The 21,775-nt window shown below is 72.2% G+C and carries 19 protein-coding genes; 9 read left to right on the top strand and 10 right to left on the bottom strand.

Going from position 1 to position 21,775, the window contains the following annotated elements:
* Positions 1-16: 16 nt before the first annotated feature.
* From AMK25_RS23430 to pdxR, 3 genes are read right to left on the bottom strand one after another with little or no spacing between them, the layout of a single operon-like run.
* Positions 17-1,459, bottom strand: coding sequence for an aldehyde dehydrogenase family protein (locus AMK25_RS23430; protein WP_073830543.1), 1,443 nt, complete (start codon positions 1,457-1,459; stop codon positions 17-19).
* Complete coding sequence (locus AMK25_RS23425) at positions 1,456-2,700, bottom strand: M20 family metallopeptidase (protein ID WP_073830542.1); 1,245 nt, start codon at positions 2,698-2,700, stop codon at positions 1,456-1,458. Before AMK25_RS23425 ends, AMK25_RS23430 begins: the two co-directional genes overlap by 4 nt.
* Before the next feature lie 11 nt (positions 2,701-2,711).
* Positions 2,712-4,238, bottom strand: coding sequence for a MocR-like pyridoxine biosynthesis transcription factor PdxR (gene pdxR, locus AMK25_RS23420; RefSeq protein ID WP_073830541.1), 1,527 nt, complete (start codon positions 4,236-4,238; stop codon positions 2,712-2,714).
* 186 nt (positions 4,239-4,424) lie between these two features.
* Here pdxR and AMK25_RS23415 point away from each other — a divergent pair, with 186 nt between their 5' ends.
* The 4 genes from AMK25_RS23415 to AMK25_RS32045 all read left to right on the top strand — a co-directional run bounded on the left by AMK25_RS23415 (position 4,425) and on the right by AMK25_RS32045 (position 8,718).
* Positions 4,425-5,513 (top strand): 3-isopropylmalate dehydrogenase, encoded by a 1,089-nt coding sequence (locus AMK25_RS23415; RefSeq protein ID WP_073830540.1) that lies wholly within the window; start codon positions 4,425-4,427, stop codon positions 5,511-5,513.
* A 7-nt stretch (positions 5,514-5,520) separates the two neighbouring features.
* Entirely contained in the window at positions 5,521-6,474 is a 954-nt protein-coding gene (locus AMK25_RS23410; RefSeq protein WP_073830539.1) for a formylglycine-generating enzyme family protein, read from the top strand.
* 124 nt (positions 6,475-6,598) lie between these two features.
* Complete coding sequence (locus AMK25_RS23405) at positions 6,599-8,119, top strand: ABC transporter substrate-binding protein (RefSeq protein WP_073830538.1); 1,521 nt, start codon at positions 6,599-6,601, stop codon at positions 8,117-8,119.
* Between the two features lie 419 nt (positions 8,120-8,538).
* On the top strand, positions 8,539-8,718 hold the full coding sequence (locus tag AMK25_RS32045; protein ID WP_140946394.1) for a hypothetical protein: 180 nt from the start codon (positions 8,539-8,541) through the stop codon (positions 8,716-8,718).
* Between the two features lie 223 nt (positions 8,719-8,941).
* Here AMK25_RS32045 and AMK25_RS23400 read toward each other — a convergent pair whose 3' ends face one another.
* The 4 genes from AMK25_RS23400 to AMK25_RS23385 all read right to left on the bottom strand — a co-directional run bounded on the left by AMK25_RS23400 (position 8,942) and on the right by AMK25_RS23385 (position 12,037).
* On the bottom strand, positions 8,942-10,396 hold the full coding sequence (locus AMK25_RS23400) for a P1 family peptidase (protein WP_073830537.1): 1,455 nt from the start codon (positions 10,394-10,396) through the stop codon (positions 8,942-8,944).
* Between the two features lie 191 nt (positions 10,397-10,587).
* The gene (locus AMK25_RS23395; protein WP_241826459.1) at positions 10,588-11,313 is read right to left on the bottom strand and encodes a FadR/GntR family transcriptional regulator; all 726 of its coding nucleotides are present in this window, start codon (positions 11,311-11,313) and stop codon (positions 10,588-10,590) included.
* A gap of 143 nt (positions 11,314-11,456) precedes the next feature.
* A complete protein-coding gene (locus AMK25_RS23390) occupies positions 11,457-11,714 on the bottom strand; it encodes a hypothetical protein (protein WP_030503872.1) in 258 nt (85 codons plus the stop codon).
* Positions 11,711-12,037: a DivIVA domain-containing protein gene (locus tag AMK25_RS23385; protein ID WP_073830535.1), complete on the bottom strand. Its 327-nt coding sequence runs from the start codon at positions 12,035-12,037 to the stop codon at positions 11,711-11,713. The genes AMK25_RS23390 and AMK25_RS23385 overlap by 4 nt, the downstream gene beginning before the upstream one ends.
* Positions 12,038-12,302: 265 nt before the next feature.
* Here AMK25_RS23385 and AMK25_RS23380 point away from each other — a divergent pair, with 265 nt between their 5' ends.
* Positions 12,303-12,719 carry a GntR family transcriptional regulator gene (locus AMK25_RS23380; protein WP_073830534.1) on the top strand — a complete coding sequence of 139 codons (417 nt, stop codon included), beginning with the start codon at positions 12,303-12,305 and terminating at the stop codon, positions 12,717-12,719.
* 15 nt (positions 12,720-12,734) lie between these two features.
* On the opposite strand, the gene AMK25_RS23375 is transcribed toward AMK25_RS23380, so the two are convergent.
* From AMK25_RS23375 to AMK25_RS23365, 3 genes are all read right to left on the bottom strand, one after another.
* Positions 12,735-13,139, bottom strand: a complete 405-nt coding sequence (locus AMK25_RS23375; RefSeq protein ID WP_073830533.1) for an Asp23/Gls24 family envelope stress response protein — start codon at positions 13,137-13,139, stop codon at positions 12,735-12,737.
* A gap of 285 nt (positions 13,140-13,424) precedes the next feature.
* The gene (meaB, locus tag AMK25_RS23370) at positions 13,425-14,360 is read right to left on the bottom strand and encodes a methylmalonyl Co-A mutase-associated GTPase MeaB (protein WP_240925857.1); all 936 of its coding nucleotides are present in this window, start codon (positions 14,358-14,360) and stop codon (positions 13,425-13,427) included.
* Between the two features lie 78 nt (positions 14,361-14,438).
* Positions 14,439-15,632 carry an acetyl-CoA C-acetyltransferase gene (locus tag AMK25_RS23365; RefSeq protein ID WP_073830532.1) on the bottom strand — a complete coding sequence of 398 codons (1,194 nt, stop codon included), beginning with the start codon at positions 15,630-15,632 and terminating at the stop codon, positions 14,439-14,441.
* A 61-nt stretch (positions 15,633-15,693) separates the two neighbouring features.
* Here AMK25_RS23365 and mce point away from each other — a divergent pair, with 61 nt between their 5' ends.
* The 4 genes from mce (at position 15,694) to AMK25_RS23345 (ending at position 21,600) form a co-directional block, all read left to right on the top strand.
* A complete protein-coding gene (gene mce / locus AMK25_RS23360; RefSeq protein WP_073830531.1) occupies positions 15,694-16,158 on the top strand; it encodes a methylmalonyl-CoA epimerase in 465 nt (154 codons plus the stop codon).
* A gap of 301 nt (positions 16,159-16,459) precedes the next feature.
* Entirely contained in the window at positions 16,460-17,815 is a 1,356-nt protein-coding gene (ccrA, locus tag AMK25_RS23355; RefSeq protein WP_073830530.1) for a crotonyl-CoA carboxylase/reductase, read from the top strand.
* Positions 17,816-18,077: 262 nt separating this feature from the next.
* Positions 18,078-19,328, top strand: a complete 1,251-nt coding sequence (locus AMK25_RS23350) for a DivIVA domain-containing protein (protein ID WP_073830529.1) — start codon at positions 18,078-18,080, stop codon at positions 19,326-19,328.
* A gap of 172 nt (positions 19,329-19,500) precedes the next feature.
* A complete protein-coding gene (locus AMK25_RS23345) occupies positions 19,501-21,600 on the top strand; it encodes a hypothetical protein (RefSeq protein ID WP_073830528.1) in 2,100 nt (699 codons plus the stop codon).
* Positions 21,601-21,775: the final 175 nt, after the last annotated feature.

Here is a 21,775-nt window from a genome sequence, read left to right as displayed (position 1 = left end):
GTGCTCCCACTCCGAGTCATGGCCTGATCATCACCATCTTGGTCACGGTCAGCTCCTCCATGGCGAAGCGCGGTCCCTCCCGGCCGATGCCGGAGTCCTTGACGCCGCCGTACGGCATGTTGTCGGCACGGAAGCCGGGCACCTCGTTGACCAGCACGCCACCCACGTCGAGGCGGCGCACCACGTCGAGGGCCACCGCCAGGTCGCGGGTGAAGACGGCGGCCTGGAGCCCATAGCGGGACCGGTTGACCAGCTCGACGGCCGCGTCCATGTCCGGCACCGACCGGACGCACACCACCGGCCCGAAGATCTCCTCCGCCCAGCACTCGGCGTCCTCGGGAACGTCGACGAGCACAGTCGGTTGCAGCACCCGGCCCTGCGCCGTACCGCCGGCCAGGCAGCGCGCCCCGGCGGCGACCGCGCGGTCCACCCACGAGTGGACCCGCTCGGTGGACGCCTCGTCCACCAGGGCGGACACGCGGGTGTCGGCGGACCGGGGGTCACCGGTGGTGACCGTCTTCAGCAGCGGCTCGAGACGCTCCAGCAGCGCCTCGCGGACCGGCTCCTCGACGATCACCCGCTGGACGCTGATGCACGCCTGACCGGAGGCGTAGAACCCGCCCCGTACGACTGCTTCCGCGGCCCGGTCGAGGTCGGCGTCGCGGCCGACGACGAGCGCCGCGTTGGACCCGAGTTCCAGCAGCACCTTGCGCGGGGCCGCGGCGCGGGCGATCTGGTGGCCGACCTGCGCGGACCCGGTGAACGACACGGCGGCGACGCGCGGGTGGGTGGTCAGGAGCTTGCCGACCTCGACGCCGCCGGTGACGAGCTGGACACCGGCGGCCGGGCAGCCCGCCTTGCGGAACAGGTCGATCAGCACCAGCGTGGCCAGCGGCGTGTTCGGCGCCGGCTTGACGATCACCGGGCAGCCCGCCGCCACCGACGGCGCGACCTTGTGCGCGGCCAGGAGCAGCGGGTAGTTGAACCCGGTGATGCCGACGACGACACCGACCGGGCGGCGCACCCAGAAGCCGAGCATGCCCTCGCCGGCCGGCTGCATGTCCAGCGCCACCGTCTCGCCGGTGAGGTGGCCGACCTCCTCGGCCGCCGTCTCCAGCGTGACCAGCGTGCGGGCGACCTCGACCCGGCAGTCGACAAGCGGCTTGCCGGTCTCCAGGACCAGCAGCTCGGCGAGGTCGTCGGCGCGGGCGCGGATCTCGGCGGCGACTGTCGTGAGGATGGCGCGCCGCCGGTGACCGGGCAGGCCGGCCATCTCCGCGGCGACCTCGTGCGCGGCCTCGACAGCCGCTTCCGCGTCGGCGGGGTCACCCCAGGGCGCCTGGGTCACGGTGCTGCCGTCGTACGGGAAGCGCACCGGCGCGGTCTGCGCGGTGGTGGCCCAGCCGGCGCCGATCGGCAGTCCGGCGGGCAACCCGGCCAGCAGCTCCTGCGCGGTCACGACGCCGCACCCGCCCGCGCGCCGGTGGCGCCGGTCAGGAAGGCCAGCGCCGCCTCGGCGTAGACCCTGGTCTTGCGGACGATGTCGTCGACCTCGACGTACTCGTCGGGCTGGTGGGCGATCCACTTCGGGCCGGGGCCGTACACCACGTTCGGGATGCCGCTGTCGCGCCACAGGATGGTGCCGTCGGTGGCGCCGGGCACACCGCCGAAGACGGGCGCCGTACCGGTGACGGCGCCGTGCGCCTGCGCCACGGCAAGCGAGATCGGGTGGTCCTCCGGGGTGACCGCGCACGGCCGGTCGTCGACGACCTCGACGGCGAAGCTGACACCGTGCCGGGCGCCGATGGCGTCGGCGTCGGAGCGCACGCGCGCGGCGAGCGCGGCGTGGTCGACACCGGGCACGGTCCGGCAGTCCACGCCGAGCACGGCGCGGCCGGGGATGACGTTGAGCTGGTCGGCGGAGCCGGCATCCAGGACCGTGGGGGTCAGGAACGTCAGGCCGAGGTGCTCGTGCTCCCCCGGGTCGGCCTGCAGTTCCTTCTGGAACCGGCCGAGCGCGGCGACCAGTTCGGCCACGGCGGGGACGGGGTTGCGGCCGTGCTGCGGCATCGCGCCGTGCGCCATCTTGCCGGTGCAGGTGACCAGCAGGCGGACCGCGCCCTTGGCGACCGCGCAGATCTCCTCGGCCTCCGGCTCGCAGATGATCGCGGCGTCCACCTCGCGGGCCAGCGCCGTGGTGGTGAAGTGCTTCGCACCGAGCATCTGGCCCTCCTCGTCCACCAGGGCCGCCACCACGATCCGGCCCGGGAACGGCCCGGCCAGCTCGACGGCCCGGGTCGCGTGGATCATCGCCGCGACACCGGCCTTCATGTCGGCGGAGCCGCGACCGTACAGGCGCCCGTCGACGATGTCGCCGCCGAACGGGTCGACCGTCCACTCCTCTTCAGAGCCCTCGGTGACGACGTCGGTGTGCCCCTCGAACATCAGCGTCGGGCCGGGCAGGCCGCCGTCCACCACCGCGACGACGTTGGGCCGCCCGGGGACGACCTCGGTGACCTCCGGCTGCCAGCCGAAGCCCTCCATGACCTGCGCGACGAGTTCCGCCACGGGCTGCTCGCTCCGCCCCTGCGCGGCGTCCCAGGTCGAGGGGATGCGGACCAGGTCCTGGGTGAGCGACACGACGGCTTGCTCGTCCACGAGATGGCCGGCGCGGAGGGAGGCGTGGGTGTCCGACGTCATGGCGTCGGAGGTTACGAACTCCGACCCCGGAGGGGAACGTCCAGTTTCCGGGCCGGTGGGGGTACCAGTCGTGGCCGGACCTGGTCTTCTACGGCCGCGGCGACCCGCCGGACCCCCTCGTCGATCCGGTCCAGCGGCATCACCTGGTACCCCAGCCGCAAGTGGTGACGCGGGGTGGGGCGGGTCGTCCAGTACGGCTCGCCGGGGTCGAGCAGGACGCCCTGGCGGCGCAGGTCGACCGCGAGCTGCCCGGCGTCCAGCCCCGGCGGGCCGGTGATCCACCGGGCCAGGCCGCCGCGCGGCACCGGCTGCGGCCCCCAGCGCACGTGCCGCTCGATCGCGCCCGCCATCTCCTCGTACAGCCCCTGGTAGTGGGCGCGGATGCGGCGCACGTGACGGGCGAGGTCCCGGCTGGCGATCATCCGGGCGAGGGCGCGCTGCATGGGTCCCGGCGGGTGGCGCAGCACGTAGCGGGACCGGGCCCGCATGGCCTCCACCAGCGCCGGGGACGCCACCACGTAGCCGAGCCGCAGGCCCGGCGCCAGCAGCTTGCTGAAGCTGCCGAGGTAGACGACGCGGTCCTCGTCGTCCAGCGCCCGCACCGCCACCGCGGGCATCCCCCGGAACGTCATCTCCGGGTCGTAGTCGTCCTCGATCACCACCGCGTCCGCCGCGCCGGCCCGGCGCAGCAGCTCCTCCCGCCGGGACGCCGACATCGTCGCGCCGGTCGGGTACTGGTGGCTCGGCGTGACGTACACAAGCTCCGCGCCGTGCAGGTCGGCCGGCAGGTCCTCGACGACGAGGCCGTCCTCGTCCACCCGCCCGGGCACCACGTCGGCGCCCGCCATCTGCATGATCGTCCGCGCGTCGGGGTAGCCCGGGTCCTCCACCAGCACGACGCTGCCCGGCCGGACCAGCACGCTCGCCAGCAGGTGCAGCGCGTGCGTCGAGCCCAGCGTGATCATCACCTGGTTCGGCTCGGCCGAGATGCCACGCGACGGCAGCACGTGCTCACAGAGCTGGCGGACGAGCTGCGGGTCGTCGGCCTGGCCGGCGTCCCCGATCACCCGGGACAGCCCGTCCTGCCGCAGCGCCTCACGCTGCGCCCGCTCCCACGCGCCGGTGGGGAACATGCCGGGGTCCGGCTGGCCGACGACGAACGGGAACGGCGCCCGCGACCACGCCGGGTCCCGGTGCACGGGGGTGGGCGGCGGCTCGGGCAGCCGCGCCTGCCAGTCGATGGGCCGCGTCGCGGAGCGGGAGGTCCGCCGCGCGGCCCGCATCCGGACCACCGCTTCGGAGGAGACGTAGAGGCCGCGCCGGGGGACGGTCGCGATCAGGCCCTGCTCCATGAGGCGGTCGTACGCGGTCAGCACCGTGTTCCGGGAGACGCCCAGCGCCTCGGCCAGACGGCGCGTGCTCGGCAGCGGGCCGTCGTCGTACTGCCCGGCGAGGATGGCGTCCTCGAGCCCCGTGATGATCTGCTCGTAGAGCGGAACCGTGCTCTGCGGGTTGACCGGCAGCAGGAAATCCGCCATCTCGACCTCCCCACGTCTCGCGGGGATCTCGCCTCGTCCCGTCGTCGCACTCCTGTGCACACCATCCGCGTCCCGCTGGTACTAGCCTAGCCGGAGACCTGGACCTGTTGCGGAGGGCCCGATCCCGCCACTCTTGGCCGGGCGATGGCAGGTGACGGTCTCCTGCACGCGGACAGGGGTGGACTAATGAGCGCCCAGCGAATCGCGCTGGTGCCCGGCGACGGCATCGGGCCCGAGGTCACCGCGCAGGCGGTCAAGGCGTGCGACGCCGCCGCCCAACGGTTCGGGCTGGACCTGGTCTGGGAAGACTACGAACTCGGCGCGGACTACTGGCGGATCACCGGCCAGGTCGTGCCGCCGGACGTGGAGCAGGAGCTGGCCAAGGCGGACGCCATTCTCTTCGGCGCCGTCGGCGACCCGTCGGTGCCACCCGGCGTGCTCGAACGCGGCCTGGTCATCCACCTGCGGACCGCCTTCGACCAGTACGTCAACCTGCGGCCGGTCAAGCTGCTGCCCGGGGTGCCCTCGCCCATCGGCGGGCTGCGTCCCGAGCAGTGCGACCTGGTGATCCTGCGGGAGAACACCGAGGGCGCCTACGTCGGCGCCGGCGGCTTCATCCACCGGGGCAGCCCGGACGAGATCGCCACCCAGGAGTCGGTCAACACGCGCAAGGGGGTCGAACGCCTCATCCGGCACGGTTTCCGGCTGGCCCTGACCCGCCGCAAGCACGTGACACTGGTGCACAAGGCGAACATCCTCACCTACGCCGGCGACCTGTGGCAGCGGACCTTCGAGGAGGTCGCGGCGGAGTACCCGGAGATCACGGTGGAGTACGTGCACGTCGACGCGATGTGCCTCTACCTGGTCACCCAGCCGGAGCGGTTCGACGTGGTGGTCACCGACAACCTGTTCGGCGACATCATCACCGACCTCGGCGCGGCCGTGCAGGGCGGTCTCGGCCTGGCCGCGAGCGGCAACCTCAACCCGACCGGGTCGGCGCCGAGCATGTTCGAGCCGGTGCACGGCTCTGCGCCCGACATCGCGGGCCGGGGCTGGGCCAACCCCGCCGGCTCGATCCTCAGCGCCGCGCTGATGCTGGAGCACCTGGGCCACCCGGAGGCGGCCCGCAGCCTGGAGGACGGGGTGAAGGCGGTGCTGCCGCGCCTGGGCGCCATGCGCGGGCCGGAGATGGGCATGTCGACGGAGGACTTCGGGGACGCCGTCGCCGCCGCCATCAGCGAGGACGCGTACCAGGCGGACGCCCTGCCGGCGTAACACGGATGTGAGCACCGAAGCGGCTGAACCGGACGACGGCGGGGACCTCACCCCGCCGTCGCCGTGTTGCGCGCCGAAACGCCCGCCCGCTGCCGGCGCCGACGCGCCGTCGGGCGCGAGCGCCGTCCGTTCGGGGGGTACGGACCGCCTCATCGCGCTGCCCGGCGGCGCCTTCCTCATGGGCACCGACGATCCGGAGGGCTTCCCGGAGGACCTGGAAGGGCCGGTCCGCCCGGTGACGGTGGCCCCGTTCGAGATCGCCGCGACACCCGTGACGAACCGGCAGTTCGCCCGCTTCGTCGAGTCGGCCGGCTACCGCACCGACGCGGAACGGTACGGCTGGTCCTTCGTCTTCCACCTGCTGCTGGCGCCGTCCGCACGCCCGTACGTGCTCGACGCCGCGGTGCCGGGGGCGCCCTGGTGGCTGGCGGTCGAGGGCGCGCACTGGGCGGCCCCGGACGGGCCCGGCTCGGGCCTGTCCGGACGCGAGCAGCATCCGGTCGTCCATGTCTCCCAGCGGGACGCCGAGGCATACTGCGCGTGGTCCGGGACGCGACTGCCGGCCGAGGCCGAGTGGGAGTACGCGGCACGCGGCGGGCTGTCCCAGGCGCGCTTCGCCTGGGGCGACGAGCTGACCCCGGACGGGCGGCACCGGTGCAATATCTGGCAGGGCGCCTTCCCCGCTGTCAACACCGCGGACGACGGTTTCGTGGGCACCTCTCCGGTGATCGCGTTTCCGCCGAACGGCTACGGGTTGTACGACGTCGCGGGCAACGTTTGGGAACTCACGGCCGAACCCTGGCGCGACCGCCGAGGACGCATCTCACCAAGTGAGAGCGTCATCAGGGGCGGTTCGTACCTCTGCCACGACTCCTACTGCAACCGTTACCGCGTGGCCGCACGGAGTCGGACCACCGTTGACTCCTCAAGCGGCAACACCGGATTCCGGGTGGCACGGTAGTCAGACGCCGATTGGTACCTGCCGACCCCGCTGAACTGGCCCTTTTGCATCGGGTACCACACTCCTAGTGTCCCGCCTCACAGGCTACGAGCGCCCTTGGCGTTCTTCGCGATGGGACACACGAATGAATCGGCTGAAGATAACGCTGCCCGCCGTGCTGCTCGCCACGGCGCTGGCTCTGACCGCGTGCAGTAGCGATGGTGACTCCGAGACCACCACGGGCGGTGGCGGTTCCGGCAACGGTACGGTCACCCTCGGTGCCTACCTGGAGCCGGTGAGCCTCGACCTGACCGCCGAGGCCGGCGCCGCGATCCCGCAGGTCCTGCTCTACAACGTGTACGAGGGCCTGGTGCGCCAGAACGCGGACACCGGTGAGGTGGAGCCGCTGCTGGCCAGCGAATGGAAGATGTCCGACGACGGCACCAAGTACACGTTCAAGCTCCGCGACGGCGTGACCTTCCACGACGGCCAGAAGCTCACCGCGCAGGACGTGGTGTGGAGCTTCAAGCGGGTGACCGCGGAGGGCTCGACGAACCCGTTCAAGTCGCAGATGACGGTCGTGAAGACCGTCGAGTCGCCGGACGCCTCCACGGTGGAGGTGACGCTGTCGCGGCCGAGCCAGAGCTGGCTGTTCGACGTCGCCGGCCGCGTCGGCGTGGTGCTCAAGGAGAACGCCACCGACCTGGGGACGAAGCCGAACGGCACCGGCCCGTTCAAGTTCGACAAGTGGAACCGGGGCGACAGCATCACCCTGGTGCGCAACGACGGCTACTGGGGTGAGAAGGCGAAGGTCGCCACCGCCGTCTTCCGCTACATCACCGACGCCAACGCGCTGAACAACGCGATGCTCTCCGGTCAGCTCGACATCGTGGCGAACATCCAGGCGCCGCAGCTGCTCGAGGTGTTCAAGGGCAACAAGCAGTTCGAGGTGATCGAGGGCAAGACGACAGGTGAGGTCGTCCTGTCGATGAACAACAGCAAGGGCCCGCTGGCCGACGCCCGGGTGCGCCAGGCCATCCGCCACGCGATCGACCACGACGCGCTCATCAAGACCGTCTGGTCCGGGTACGGCACGAAGATCGGCAGCATGGTGCCGCCGAGCGACCCATGGTACGAGGACCGCACCGGCGACTTCCCGCACGACCCCGCCAAGGCCAAGCAGCTGCTCGCCGACGCCGGTCACGCCAATGGGCTCACCCTGACCATGGACGTCCCGCCGCCGGGGTACGCCCGCGCGTCGGCGCAGTTCGTCGCCTCGCAGCTCGCCGAGGTCGGCATCAAGGTGACCCAGAACAACGTCGAGATGCCGCAGTGGCTCGACAAGGTGCTCGGCAAGGCCAACTACGACCTGTCGATCATCGCGCACGTCGAGCCCCGTGACCTGGTCCGCTACGGCCAGCCGGAGTACTACTACCGCTACAAGAACCCGGCCGTCACGCAGCTCATGAACGAGGCCGACACGGCCCTGGACGCGGCGACCCGGGACAAGAAGTTCGCCGAGGCCGCGAAGGTCATCTCGCAGGAGGCGGCCAGCGACTGGCTCTTCCTGCTGCCGAACCTGGCGGTGATCCGCGACGGCGTCGAGGGCTACCCGAAGGACGCGGTGACCCAGTCCTTCGACGTCACCAAGGTGTCCAAGAAGTAATCCAGCTCCACGCACCGCAAGAAGGACCTGGTTGGGCCCCCGGCCCACCAGGTCCTTCTTCATGCTCCCCCGCCCTCCAGGCCTCGGGCTCGGGCCGGACCCGGCCCCCGCGATCTTGCAGTCGCGGCCCTCGGTGCGGGCGATCCGCCCCTTTCGCCAGGGCACAAGGCGCAAGATCGACGGCCCGGGGGGGGGGATCCCGGGAGCCGGGGTCCTGCCGGCACAGCGGGGCGACGGGCTTCGGGGCGGGCGAGTCGGCGTGCCGGCCCGCAGTGCGCGAGGACGTCGAGGTGATGGTGCAGGCGTGCGTGCCTCGGGTCGCCCCGACACCGGCTGGCCCGGCAGCGGCTCGGGCCGGCCGACGGCCTCTGGGGCAACGCCCGGGGCACCGGCACGAGCATCGCCGAGCCGGGTTCGCGTTGCCCGGACGCGGGACGTCGACGATCGTCGCCGAGCCGGGGCTGAACTGCGTACGCCCGGCTCTGGAGTCCGGCGACAGCGCGGCGCAGCAACCCGCCGAGGCGGCGCGCTCCCCACGCCTGGCCGGCTGCGTCCGGCGCGCCCAGCATCTGCCCTGCTTCGAGGTGCGCGGCCCGTGACGGCCCACTCCGCCGATCTTGGAGTTGTGGCGCCCAGGATGCCCGAGTGGCGACTTCTGTGAGCCACCACAAGTCCAAGATCGACGAGGCGCACGCCGGGCGCGCCGCGAGGGGCGGCGGGCTGACGAACGCAGCGAGGCGGGTCCCGTCCGGTGTGGACGGAACCCGCCTCGATCGTTCACGTGCGCCTAGTTACCGGCGCGACGGTGAGACAGGGTGCGTGTCAGGCGAGCCGGTCGGAAGCCTGCCCCCGGCGGCGACCCCGCAGGTGCATGCCCAGCAGGCCGACGCCCAGGATGCCCGCGGCCAGCAGGCCGGTGGTCACGCCGGTCGGGACGCTGGGGCCACCGGCGTTACCGGAGGCGAGAACCATGCCGTTCTGCGAGTCCTGCGAAGTGGTGTTGCCGGCCGGAGCAGCCTTCGGCTTGGGCTTGGGCTTGCCGTTGTCGGCGGCGGGCGGCGCGGGGACCGGGGTCTGCGCCAGCGCCTGCGACGCCTGGGCGAAGGTCTCCGGGGTCACGGTCGGGGCGTTGCCCTGGGTACGCCACTGCTTCAGCTGCTTCATGCCCTTGCAGGCCGAGGGGTAGCGGTCGCAGTAGCTGGTGGTGTTGCCGATGCTCTCGGACGAGAGGACGGCCTTGGCGATGGCACGGGCCAGCGTGCTGGCGCCGGCGTTGAAGATGGCGTTCAGCTGACGGGTGTCGGCCGGGTCGTTGATCTGCAGCGCCTCGCCCTTGCCGGTGGACACGGCGAAGACGGTGTCACCGTCGCCCAGGGTGTGGATCGGGCTGATCGCGCGGGCCATGCCGTCGTGCGCGTTGCCGGACATCCGCTGGGCGGCGGCCTTCTCCAGCGGCGCGTTGGTGGCGACCACGGCGATCGTGGTGTTCGCCGGCTGCTGGGCGGCGGTGCTCGGCGGGTTGCACTCCTTCTTCTTCGGAGCCTTGTAGCCGGCGAACTCGTCGCCGATGCCGAACTTGACGCCGTACAGGGTGCAGTCGGCCGGGTCGACCGGGGAGCCGGCCGGGTTGACGATCACCATGGCGCCGACGTAGATGCCGTCGCCGAGGTGGACGCTGGCGGTGCCGACGCCGCCGCGCAGGCCACCGCCGCGGGCGCCGGTGCCGCCGCCGACGCCGCCCTGCCGGACCGGACCGTCCGAAGTGGCCTGCGCCGCGAGGTAACCCCACTCGGCGGAGGTACGCGCCTTCGGGTCACCGCCGCGGCCGAGGTCGAAGATGTCCGCGGCCGGGACGATCGGGGCGACGCCGCCGGCGCCGACGCGTACGCCCTCGCCACGGTCCTCGAGCCAGCGGATGATGCCGTTGGTGGCGGACAGCCCGTACATGCTGCTGCCGCCGAGCTGGATCGCGTTGACGCCCGGGTTCGAGTTGAGCGGGCTGAGGAGGTCGGTCTCCTTGGTGGCGGGGGCACCGCCACGCTGGTCCACGCTGGCCACCGACATCTGCGGCATGTACACGACCGAGGTGCCGGTCAGGTACGGGGCGATGTCGGACTGAACCTGGCCGACCTGGATTCCGGGAACGTCGGTGATGGCGTTGTGGGCGCCCGGCGCGCCGGCGGCGGGATTGGCCGACGCGGGCGAGCCGCTGACGAGCACGAGTCCCGGACAGACCAGGGCAGCCGCGGCGAGCGCGGCAAATCTGGACGACTTCATGGAGCTTCTCCCATGCGAAGCACTGCGACTCCCGCCCAGCTTGGGACGGTCGCGGCATTGGTCAACTGCGGAGTCCCCCGTGTACACGACGGTGATGTGGGGGAGGCTACTGGTCAGACCAGTTGAAGGGAAGAGCTGCTCAGCTAATGGCCGACCTTGCATCATCCGAGGTCAGGCCACATCAGGCGGATTCAGAGCAATACGTCCACCATCGAGCGGCGCGCCTCCGGCACGTACTCGGCGTAGTAGCGGTGCAGTTCCTCGCGGGTCAGCCGGGTGACCTCGTCGGCCTCACCGGCGCGCATCGCGTCGAGAACGCGGCGGTGGTGGGCCAGGGTGCGCTCCATCAGGGCCTCGCGGTCCGGCGCCTCGGCGAGCTTGGTGGAGATCAGGTCCAGCACCATGCTCCGGACCGCGTCGAGGCAGAGCACGAGCAACTCGTTCCCGGACAGCCGGGCGACGTGCTCGTGGAAGCGCACGTCGGCCGCGCTGAACGCCTCGTAGCCGTCGGCCACCGCGTCCCGCATGCCCGCCAGCGCCTGCTCCAGCTCGTCCAGCTCGGACGGTGACGCCATCCGGGCGGCGACGGAACCGGCCGCCGACTCGATGATCATCCGGAACTGGAGCAACTCCGCCACACCGAGCCGCCGGCTGTCCACGACCCGGGCGAACAGCTTGCGCATCGCCGAGGCGGTCGAGGCGATCACCTGCGGCCCGAGCGGGTCACCGGGACGCGAACGGATCAGGCCGCTGCTCTCCAGCACGCGCAGCGCCTCGCGCACAGTGGACCTGCTGACGTCGAACTGCGTCGTCAGCTCGCGCTCGCTCGGCAGCCGGTCCCCCGGCCGCAGATCCCCGGCGGCGATCCGCTCCTCGACCTGCCGGACGATCCCCTCGTACGCCCTCACGGTTCGCACTGGCGCGAACGAGACACCCTTCGGCATGGCGAACCTCCCGACGCACGGCGGCCTCGCGCCGCTGGGAACAACGGTACGGTGCATCGACCCGTGCGGTGGTCAGCCCCCGCCCGTCACGACGAGTGCGCAGGCCGGGCGGCGGGTCACCGGAGCAGCCGGCGGGCGCACGGGCCGTCGTGGTCGGCCCGCAGCAGGCAGCGCCGACCGTCGCCCATCCGCAGATCACAGAAGACCCGATGGCGTACGCCCTGCTCGTCCTCGGCCGAGACGGTGGTCTCGCCGGGGTCGGCCTGGGCGAGCACGCCCGACCAGCGGGCCACGACCCGGGCCAGGCGTACGGCGCCGGCCAGGTCACCGGCGACGACCGGCAGGTGGATGACGAACCGCTCGCGGGGACTCATCGACGGTACGCTCCCGCGTTCATCCGCTTCTGCGCCTGCTCGGACTGCCAGCGCCGCAGCGCGTCCCTGACCCGCGCGGTCTCCTCCCGGCTGACGCCGAGCGCCCGGTAGACGTCGGCCAGGTCGAGCGCCACCCGGTCGAGGAACTCGTGCACCTCGGCCGGGTCGAGCCCGCGCCGGCCCAGCCGCGTCGTCCGGAACCGCCGTTCCCGCACCTGCCAGGGGCGCAACGGCGTGTAGTTGGCCGCCCGATAGCAGCCCGGCTGGGTGGTGCCGCGACCGGCTCGCGCGCGCCGACCGGGCCACCGGAGGTTCCACCGCACGAACGCCTGCCTCTCGTGGTCGAAGGGACTGGAAGGGCGGGACCACCCGCCCGCCGTGCACGGGCGGACCCGCCCGCCCCGCCACCGCAGCGTCAATTCGCGGTACGGCACCGGGGCAGTCGAGATTGAGCGCACTCGAAGGAGTCATGTCCGCCGGTTACCGCGCGAACACGCTCCGACCATAACAAGGATCCAACATGGCCACAATCCATCATTGCAATAAAGCCTTGATGGATCAGATCTACCGGGGCACAAGGCTTACGTCATGACCATCGATCCGCGCTCTCACACGCCGGTCTACGTCCAGCTCGCCGACCTGATCCGGGAGCAGATCGAATCGGGCGCGCTGCCGCCCGGGGCGAGCGTCGGCAGCGAGTCGCGGCTCAGCCAGGAGCATCAGATCGGCCGCGACGCGGTCCGGATGGCGATTTCGCTGCTGCGGTCGGAAGGGCTCGTCACCACCAGCCGTCCGCTCGGCACGCGAGTCCGGGAGACGCCGCAACGCAGGCAGGTGGAGCTGCCCGCAGGCACGAGAGTCGTCGCGCGGATGCCGACCGGCGCCGAGCGCCGTGCCATGCTGCTGGACGAGGGCGTGCCGGTGCTTGAGATCCATGGCCCGGAGGGCGACGTGGAGTTGCTGCCGGGTGACGAGATCGAACTGACCCGCCCGGCGCACGACTGAGCCGGGCGGCGCTCGTCAGACGGTGGGCGTACCCATCGCCACGTCGTCGACCCGGATGTTGATCTCGGCGGCGCGCAGCCCGTACGTCTCGATCGCGGACGCCACAGCGGCCCGCACCTCGTTCGTCACCTGCGGCACCGGGTGGCCGGCATCGGTCACGAGGACGAGGTTGACCACTGCCGACCCGTCGTTGACGTGCGCCGAGCAGCCGCGCCGCGCGTCCCCGACCTGGTCCAGCCCGACCCGGTCCAGCACGGCGTTGAAGAAGCGGGCGATGTCGCCGCCCAGCTCGGCCACCCCGGGCACCGACTTCGCGGCGGCCACCGCGATCTTCTCGACCACCTCGTCCGAGACCGAAGTGCTCCCGCCCGCGACCACGCCAGGTGTCACCGGCAGTTCCTGAGTAGCGTCGTGCTCCACGCGCCCCACCCTCCCTCGTCCGGGGGAGCGTACATCGACCGTCGATCATGGAGTTGCGGCCCCGACAGAAGCCGCGAAGCAGGCGCCCCCGGGGCCGCAACTGCAAGATCGCGGGGGTTGTGGGGGTGGCGTGGGCCGGAAGTTCGGCGAGCGCCTCCCCTCACGCGAGATCGGCGTTCCGCCAGGTGGGAGCGGTGGAGATCTTGGTACGAAAGGGCCCCCATGGGGGCCGATTCGTACCAAGATCTCGGCGGGGGCGGGGGCGGGGGCGGGGGCAGGGGCGGGTCAGGAGCCTAGCTGGGCCAGCAGCTCGTCGGCAGCCGCGTACGGGTCGATGGCCCCCTCGGCCACCTTGGCGGCGAGCGTCGGGAGCTGCGTACCGTCGCGCAGCGAGCCGATCCGCGCGCGCAGGACGCCCAGCGCGATCGCCTCGATCTCGGCGGCGGCCCGCGTCTCCCGGCGGCGGCGCAGTTCGCCGTGGCGCTCCAGCCAGTCGCGGTGCTTGTCGATCGCGGCGGCGATGTCGTCGATGCCCTCGGCGCGGGCGGCGATCGAGCGCACCACCTGCGGACGCCACTCCCCCGGCCCGCGCTCGCCGAGCGCGATCATGCCCTGGATGTCGCGGACCGTGGCGTCGGCGCCGTCCCGGTCGGCCTTGTTGACCACGAAGACGTCGGCGATCTCCAGGATGCCGGCCTTGACGGCCTGGATCGCGTCACCCATGCCCGGCGCGAGCAGCACCAGCGTGGTGTCGGCGAGCGAGGCCACCTCCACCTCGGCCTGACCGACGCCGACGGTCTCGACGAGCACCACGTCGCAGCCCGCGCCCTCCAGCACCCGCACCGCCTGCGGCGTGGCGGCGGAGAGCCCGCCCAGGTGGCCCCGGCTGGACATCGAGCGGATGTAGACGCCCGGGTCCGTCGCGTGGTCCTGCATCCGGACCCGGTCGCCGAGGATGGCCCCGCCGGTGAACGGGCTGGACGGGTCGATCGCCAGCACGCCGACCCGGTGACCGCGCGCCCGCAGCGCCCGGACCAGCTCGTTGGTGGTGGTCGACTTGCCCACCCCGGGCGAGCCGGTCAGGCCGACGACCTGGGCCTGCCCGGCGTACGGCGCGAGCGCCGCCGCGACCTGCGGCAACACCTCGTCACCGGACTCGACCAGGGTGATCAGCCGGGCCACCGCGCGGGGGTCACCCGCGCGGGCCCGCTCGACAAGCATGGGTACGTCCCGGCTGCGGCGCACCGGGCCGGTGGCCGCCGCCGGGGCGTTCTGTACGTCACTCACAGGTATCAGCTATCAGCTCTCGTCGCCGTTCGGCACATGGATGATCAGCGCGTCGCCCTGCCCGCCACCGCCGCAGAGCGCCGCCGCGCCGGTGCCACCGCCCCGGCGCTTCAGCTCCATCGCCAGCGTGAGCACGAGCCGGGCGCCGGACATGCCGATCGGGTGGCCGAGCGCGATCGCGCCGCCGTTGACGTTCACCTTGTCGGTGCCGACCCCGAGGTCACGGGCGGACTGGATGCCGACTGCCGCGAACGCCTCGTTGATCTCGATGAGGTCGAGGTCGTCGACGCTCAGGCCGCCCTTCTTCAGGGCGTGGTTGATCGCGTTGGACGGCTGCGAGTGCAGGGAGTTGTCCGGGCCGGCCACGTTGCCGTGGGCGCCGATCTCGGCCAGCCAGGTGAGCCCCAGCTCCTTGGCCTTGGCCTTGCTCATCACCACGACGGCGGCGGCGCCGTCGGAGATCGGCGAGGAGCTGCCGGCGGTGATGGTCCCGTCCTTGGTGAAGGCGGGGCGCAGCTTCCCGAGCGACTCGGTGGTGGTGTCCGGCCGGATGCCCTCGTCCTCGCTGATCACCAGCGGCTCGCCCTTGCGCTGCGGAATGACCACCGGGGTGATCTCGTCGGCGAAGTGCCCGTTCTTCTGCGCGGCGGCGGCGCGCTGGTGGCTGGCCGCGGCGAACGCGTCCTGCTCCTCGCGGGTGATGCCGTGCTTCGCGCCGTGCCGCTCGGTGGACTCGCCCATCGAGCAGCAGTCCCAGGCGTCGGTGAGGCCGTCCAGGGCCATGTGGTCCTTGACCGCCACGTCGCCGTACTTGTAGCCCGAACGCTGGCCGAGCAGCAGGTGCGGGGCGTTTGTCATCGACTCCATGCCGCCGGCCACCACGACGTCGAACTCGCCGGCCCGGATGAGCTGGTCGGCGAGCGCGATCGCGTCCAGCCCGGAGAGGCAGACCTTGTTGATGGTCAGCGCCGGGGTGGACATCGGGATGCCGGCCTCGACGGCGGCCTGCCGGGCCGGGATCTGTCCGGCGCCGGCCTGGAGCACCTGCCCCATGATCACGTACTGGACCTGCTCGGGCGCGACGCCGGCGCGCTCCAGGGCCGCCTTGATCGCGATGCCACCGAGTTTGGTCGCGGGGAGGTCCTTGAGGTTGCCCAGCAGGCGCCCCATCGGGGTCCGCGCGCCGCTGACGATCACCGAAGCCATTGCCTGCCTCCGAGGGGTGCCGACCTGTACGCCTTAACGATTGTTCGGTCAGACTAGCGTCATGGCTGAGAACTCCCCCGTCGAGCCCGCTGCCGAGTTTGTCACAGACATCGGCCTGCGCCGCATCGACCACGTCGGGATCGCCGTTGGCGACCTGGACGCCGCGATCGACTTCTACCAGCGCACGTTCGGCATGCGCTGCGTGCACACCGAGACCAACGACGAGCAGGGCGTACGCGAGGCGATGCTGGCGGTCGGGCCGGACGCCTCCGGCGGCATGGTCCAGCTGCTCGCGCCGCTGTCCCCGGACACCACGATCGGCAAGTTCCTGGACAAGCGCGGCCCGGGCATCCAGCAGGTCGCGTACACGGTGGCGGACATCGACGTGGCCTGTGCGGCGCTGCGCGAGCGCGGCGTGCGGCTGCTGTACGACGCCCCCCGGCGCGGCACGTCGAACTCCCGGGTCAACTTCGTGCACCCGAAGGACGCCGGCGGCGTGCTGATCGAGCTGGTCCAGCCCGCCTGAGGCGCAAGGAAGGGCCCCTTCTTAACAGACGTCTGTTAAGAAGGGGCCCTTCCTAACAAGTGGGAACGCGCGCGGCAGTGCGCGCTTGCACGTTCCCACGGACACCTCCACTCATCGGCCGATGCAGTTTTTCACAGAGGGCTTCCCGCTTTAGCTACCGTTAAGTAACGTCCGCCCGAACAGCAGCGGCGACCGGTGCCGGAATGTGTCGATTGCCGACATGGCGGTCCCGTCGCACCGGCGCCGACGATGGCAGCACCCCTGCCCGCGTCGTGCGGGTGTGGACTAACGGGAGGTCACCGTGCAGGACATCCTCGAAGCGATCATGGCGGCGGAGGGTTCGTCGCAGCCGGAGCGGGAGCTCGCCGGGCTCGCCGGCCTGCCCGTGCCGCAGAGCTACCGGGGCGTGGTGGTGCGCGCCGAGGACACCCGCATGTTCGACGGCATGGCCACCCGCGACAAGGACCCGCGCAAGGCGCTGCACGTCCAGGAGGTGCCCACCCCGGAACTGGGCCCGGGTGAGGCCCTGGTCGCGGTGATGGCCAGCGCGATCAACTACAACACGGTGTGGACCAGCATCTTCGAGCCGCTGCCCACGTTCAAGTTCCTCCAGCGCTACGGCCGGCTCTCCGAGCTGACCCGCCGCCACGACCTGCCGTACCACGTGGTCGGCTCGGACGCCGCCGGCGTGGTGCTGCGTACCGGGCCGGGCGTGACCAAGTGGAAGGCCGGCGACGAGGTGGTCGCGCACTGCCTGTCGGTCGAGCTGGAGGACTCCGCCGGCCACGACGACACGATGCTCGACCCGCAGCAGCGGATCTGGGGCTTCGAGACCAACTTCGGCGGCCTCGCCGAGCTGGCGATCGTCAAGGCCAACCAGCTGATGCCGAAGCCGCGCCACCTGAGCTGGGAGGAGGCGGCCAGCCCGGGGCTGGTCAACTCGACCGCGTACCGGCAGCTCGTCTCGCACCACGGCGCGAACATGAAGCAGGGTGACGTGGTGCTGATCTGGGGCGCCTCCGGCGGCCTCGGCGGCTACGCCACCCAGATGGCGCTCAACGGCGGCGCGATCCCGGTCTGCGTGGTCTCCTCGCCGGAGAAGGCCGAGCTGTGCCGCAAGATGGGCGCCGAGCTGGTCATCGACCGCACCGCCGAGGGGTTCAAGTTCTGGTCCGACGAGCAGACCCAGGACCAGGACGAGTGGCGCCGCTTCGGTGAGCGCATCCGCGAGCTGACCGGCGGCGAGGACCCGGACATCGTCTTCGAGCACCCGGGCCGGGAGACGTTCGGCGCCAGCGTCTACGTCGCCAAGAAGGGCGGCACGATCGTCACCTGCGCCTCCACCAGCGGCTACATGCACCAGTACGACAACCGCTACCTGTGGATGCACCTCAAGCGGATCGTCGGCAGCCACTTCGCCAACTACCACGAGGCGTGGCAGGCCAACCGGCTGGTCGCGCTCGGCAAGGTGCATCCGACCGTGTCGAAGACGTACGCGCTGGAGCAGACCGGCCAGGCCGCGTACGAGGTGCACCGCAACGCGCACCAGGGCAAGGTCGGCGTCCGGTGCCTGGCCCCCGCCGACGGGCTCGGCGTCCGGGACACCGAGATGCGCTCGCGGCACGAAAGCGCGATCAACCGCTTCCGCGGTCACTGACCGTACGGTCGTCCCGGATTGCCTTTCGGACGACCCGGGCGCCATTCGACCGGCGTACGCACAAAGGGCCGCGGGTGCCGACCCGCGGCCCTTTTCGCGCCGCCTTCCCCGCAGAAGCCCGACCCGCCCGACCCGCCCGGGAGCTGCCAAGATCGCCAATTGGTCCGGTCCCGCCGGCCGACCGAGTTGACCATGTAAACAGGACGCGAAAGGTGCCGACCGCTCTTGCGAACCACCCTGGGGCGTCTGCCAGTATGTCCCAATGCCCCAGCAGCAGTCCTCCCCTCTCGCGTTCTTCGATAACGCGAACTCGCAGCCCGATTTCACCGTCGGCCTGCGCGGTTACAACACCAACCAGGTCGACGACTTCATCGGCCGCCTCACCGCCGCCCTGAGCCAGTCCGAGCAGGCCCGCGCCGAGGCCGAGCAGCGGATGAACGACGCTCAGCGCCGGCTGCGGCAGGCCGAGCAGCGCCAGAGCGCGCTCGAGCAGAAGCTCACCGAGACCAACAAGCAGCTCGAGGAGAACAGCCGGCCGACCCTGTCCGGCCTGGGCACTCGCGTCGAGCAGATCCTGCGGCTGGCCGAGGAACAGGCCAACGACCACCGCAACGAGGCCAAGCGCGAGTCGGAGGGCATCCTCTCCGCCGCCCGCCTCGAAGCGCGGGAGATCACCGACAAGGCACGCGCCGAGGCGGCCGCCATGAAGGCCACCGCCGAGCGCGAGGCCGGCAGCGTCCGCACCGCCGCCGAGCGCGAGGCCGCCGAGGTCCGGGTGCAGGCCCGCCGCGAGGCCGACACGCTGCGCGCCGACGCCGACCGGGAGACCAAGCAGCTGCGTACGGTCACCGCGCACGAGGTGGCCGAGCTGAAGTCGACAGTCGAGCGGGAGGTCGCCACGCTGCGCGCCACCGCCGAGCGGGAGATCACCCAGCAGCGGGCCAAGGCCGCCCGGGAGGCCGAGGAGAAGCGCGCCGAGGCGACGAAGCTGCTCACCGACGCCCGCGACAAGCGCGACAAGGACCTGCAGGCGCTGGAGCTCCAGCTCGCCGAGCGGCGGGAGAAGGCCGAGCGCGAGGAGTCGGAGCGGCACGCCGCCCAGGTCTCGCAGACCCAGAAGCTGGTGAACGAGGCCGAGCAGCGGGCGCGCGCCGCGCAGGAGCGGGCCAAGGAGATCGAGCAGCGGGCCGAGGCCCGCCGGGTCGAGTCCGAGCGCACCGCCAACGAGACCGTCGACAAGGCCAAGGCGCTGGCCGACAAGACGCTCAACGAGGCGCGTGCCGAGGCGCAGCGGGTGCTCAACGAGGCCCGTACCGAGGCCGAGCTGACCACGCAGGCGGCCCGCCGCGAGGTCGAGGACCTGACCCGCCAGAAGGACGCGGTCACCTCGCAGCTCGGGCAGATGCTGTCCGGCCTGGCCGGCATCGTGCCGGGCGTCCCGGCCGGCGGCAAGGGCGAGACCCCGAAGGCCGACGCCTCCGGGCAGAAGGTGACGGCCGAGTCGGCCGGCTGATCGATTCACCCGCTGTCGGGGGCATGAGCCACGGCGCGGGGTGACGCCGGGTGACCGGTGTCGCCTCGCGCCGTCATGCTGTGCGGGCCCGTTTCGCCAGGAGGGTGAAGTAGCTCCCAGAAGGGGCGTCCGTATCGCCCCAGCAGAACCGGATGCGTGTGAGGATGGGGTCATGTCGCACGGCGAGGAACTGTTCGCGCTCGGCGGGGACGTGACGACGGAGCCCAGCTTCGAGTCCGCCCTGCGGGGGTACGAGAAACGGCAGGTCGACCGCTACGTCGCTCGCGCGGAGCACGAGATCGCGGCGCTGACCACCGAGCGGGAACAGGCGTACACGCAGATCCACAAACTGGCCGGTCAGGTCGAGGTGCTCCAGCGCGACCTGGCCCAGGTGCGCAAGCAGGCGGCGGTGGTGGACCGGGCGTCGTTCCGGCACCTCGGTCCGCGTGTCGAGCAGATCCTCACCATGGCCGAGGAGCAGGCCGACGAGATCCTCGCCGCCGCCAACGAGGAGATCGAGGCCCGCCGGGCCGCCGCCGAGCACATCGTCGAGGAGGCCCGGGAGCAGGCCGCCCAGGCGCTGAAGGACTTCGAGATCGCGCTGGCCGCCCGCCGGTCCGAGGAGGAGCGGCACACCGCCGCCCGCAAGGCCGAGGCCGAGGCCACGCTCAAGGCCGCCAAGGACGAGTCGGCGACGCTGCGCAAGAGCGCGCAGGACGAGTCGGAGAAGCTGCGCGCCGCCGCCCGGGACGAGGCCGAGAAGCTGCGCCGGACCGCCCAGGACGCGCTGGCGAAGGCCCAGCAGGAGGCCACCCAGCTCCGCGACACCGCCAAGGAGATCCACTCCCGCGCCCAGCAGGAGGCGGCCCGGCTGCGCGAGACGGCCAAGGAGGCGCTGGCCAAGGCCCAGCAGGAGGCGAGCCAGCTCCGCGAGGCGGCCAAGGAGGTGCACGCCAAGGGCCAGCAGGAGGCCAAGCGGCTCACCGACGCCGCCGCCGAGGCCGGCCGGGCTTCGCACGCCAAGGCGCTGGCCGAGGCCAAGAAGATCGTGGACGACGCGGAGGAGGCCGCCAAGGCCACCCGCGGCCGGGCGCGCACGGAAGCCAACCGGCTCACCACCGAGGCCGCCGAGGCGGGCAAGCGCAACCGCGCCGAGGTCGAGGCGTACGTGCAGCGCATGCGCACCGAGACCGAGACGTACGTGCAGCAGTCCCGCGCCCAGACCCAGCAGGAGCTGGGCGCCTGGCGGGCCGGGGTGGAGAAGGAGGTCGCCGAGCGGCGGGACAGCGCCGAGCGGGAGCTGGCCCAGCGCCGGGCCGCCGCCGAGCAGGAGTTCGCCAAGCGCCGCGACGAGCTGGACAAGCAGCACGCCAAGCGCCAGGAGGAGCTGGAGCAGGCGTACACGACCCGCCGCGACGAGATCGAGCGCACCGCCGCCGACGTCCGGCAGGCCGCCGAGGCCGACGCGCTGAGCATGCGGCAGCAGGCCGAGCTGGAGGCCGCCGAGCTGCTGCGCCGGGCCGAGGAGGACGCCACCGCGCAGCGCCGCAAGGCCGACGAGCACGTCGCGGCCTCGCGCCGCCAGTTCGAGGAGTACGCGGCCACCACCCAGCAGCACCTCGCCACCACCCAGCAGCACCTGGCCGCGACCCAGCAGGAGGTGGCCGCCGGCCGGCAGCAGCTCGCCGGCGTGATGCTGGAGATCGCCAAGGCGCAGCAGGAGCTGGCCGACCTGCGCACCGAGACGTGGAAGTCCCGGCAGGAGTCCGACGACCTGGAGCGGCAGCTCACGGACCTGCGGAGCGAGGCCGGCTCGGCCGGCATCACCGCCACCCCGGTCGACCCGGACGACCTCGCCACCGCCGCCTCCACCGGCCGGTCCACGGACGACGGTAAGCCGGCGGGCGAGGGCACGCCGGTCAGCAGCGGCGCGGAGACCGTCGGCGACACCCCGGCCGGCGGCGGTGCGGCGGTGGCCGCGAAGGGCACCGCCACCGCGGTCCCCAACGGCGCCGGGCCGGCCAAGGGTGACGGCGAGCCCGCCGACGCGGGCAAGGCGAAGCCGGTCGGCGAGCCGGTGACCACCATGGACTCCCCCGGCGGAGCGGGCGTCGACGGCGAGCCCACAGTGGCCGCCGTACCGGGTGAGGGTGGGCGCGGCGCCACCCCCACGAAGATCACCAGCACCGGTGAGAACGGCAAGCGCCCGACCAAGCCGACCACCGACGAGCGCAGCGCCAAGCCCAGCACGGTGACGGTCGACAAGGACTGACCCACCCGCCTCCGCCGCGCCACCTCGGGGAGGTGGTGGCATCCGCCCCACCCGGACCACACCACCTCCCCGAACTGGCGGGCCCAGCGCCACTTCGGCGAGGTGGCGGCGTCCCACCCACCCGGACCACACCACCTCCCCGAACTGGCGAGCCCAGCGCCACTTCGGCGAGGTG

The organism is Micromonospora sp. TSRI0369, from assembly GCF_001905625.1.
GTDB lineage: Bacteria > Actinomycetota > Actinomycetes > Mycobacteriales > Micromonosporaceae > Micromonospora > Micromonospora echinospora_A.
The sequence above is the reverse complement of the archived record's forward strand: the minus strand, read 5'-3'. Positions and strand labels throughout refer to the sequence as shown.

Bases quoted from the DNA above. Each gene is read 5' to 3' on its own strand.
- AMK25_RS23405 (WP_073830538.1), top strand. From the start codon at position 6,599: ATGAATCGGCTGAAGATAACGCTGCCCGCCGTGCTGCTCGCCACGGCG.
- pdxR (WP_073830541.1), bottom strand. From the start codon at position 4,238: ATGGCGGATTTCCTGCTGCCGGTCAACCCGCAGAGCACGGTTCCGCTC.
- AMK25_RS23400 (WP_073830537.1), bottom strand. From the start codon at position 10,396: ATGAAGTCGTCCAGATTTGCCGCGCTCGCCGCGGCTGCCCTGGTCTGT.
- AMK25_RS23415 (WP_073830540.1), top strand. From the start codon at position 4,425: ATGAGCGCCCAGCGAATCGCGCTGGTGCCCGGCGACGGCATCGGGCCC.
- AMK25_RS23345 (WP_073830528.1), top strand. From the start codon at position 19,501: ATGTCGCACGGCGAGGAACTGTTCGCGCTCGGCGGGGACGTGACGACG.
- mce (WP_073830531.1), top strand. From the start codon at position 15,694: ATGGCTGAGAACTCCCCCGTCGAGCCCGCTGCCGAGTTTGTCACAGAC.
- AMK25_RS23365 (WP_073830532.1), bottom strand. From the start codon at position 15,632: ATGGCTTCGGTGATCGTCAGCGGCGCGCGGACCCCGATGGGGCGCCTG.
- AMK25_RS23425 (WP_073830542.1), bottom strand. From the start codon at position 2,700: ATGACGTCGGACACCCACGCCTCCCTCCGCGCCGGCCATCTCGTGGAC.
- AMK25_RS23390 (WP_030503872.1), bottom strand. From the start codon at position 11,714: ATGAGTCCCCGCGAGCGGTTCGTCATCCACCTGCCGGTCGTCGCCGGT.
- AMK25_RS23380 (WP_073830534.1), top strand. From the start codon at position 12,303: ATGACCATCGATCCGCGCTCTCACACGCCGGTCTACGTCCAGCTCGCC.
- meaB (WP_240925857.1), bottom strand. From the start codon at position 14,360: ATGCTTGTCGAGCGGGCCCGCGCGGGTGACCCCCGCGCGGTGGCCCGG.
- AMK25_RS23350 (WP_073830529.1), top strand. From the start codon at position 18,078: ATGCCCCAGCAGCAGTCCTCCCCTCTCGCGTTCTTCGATAACGCGAAC.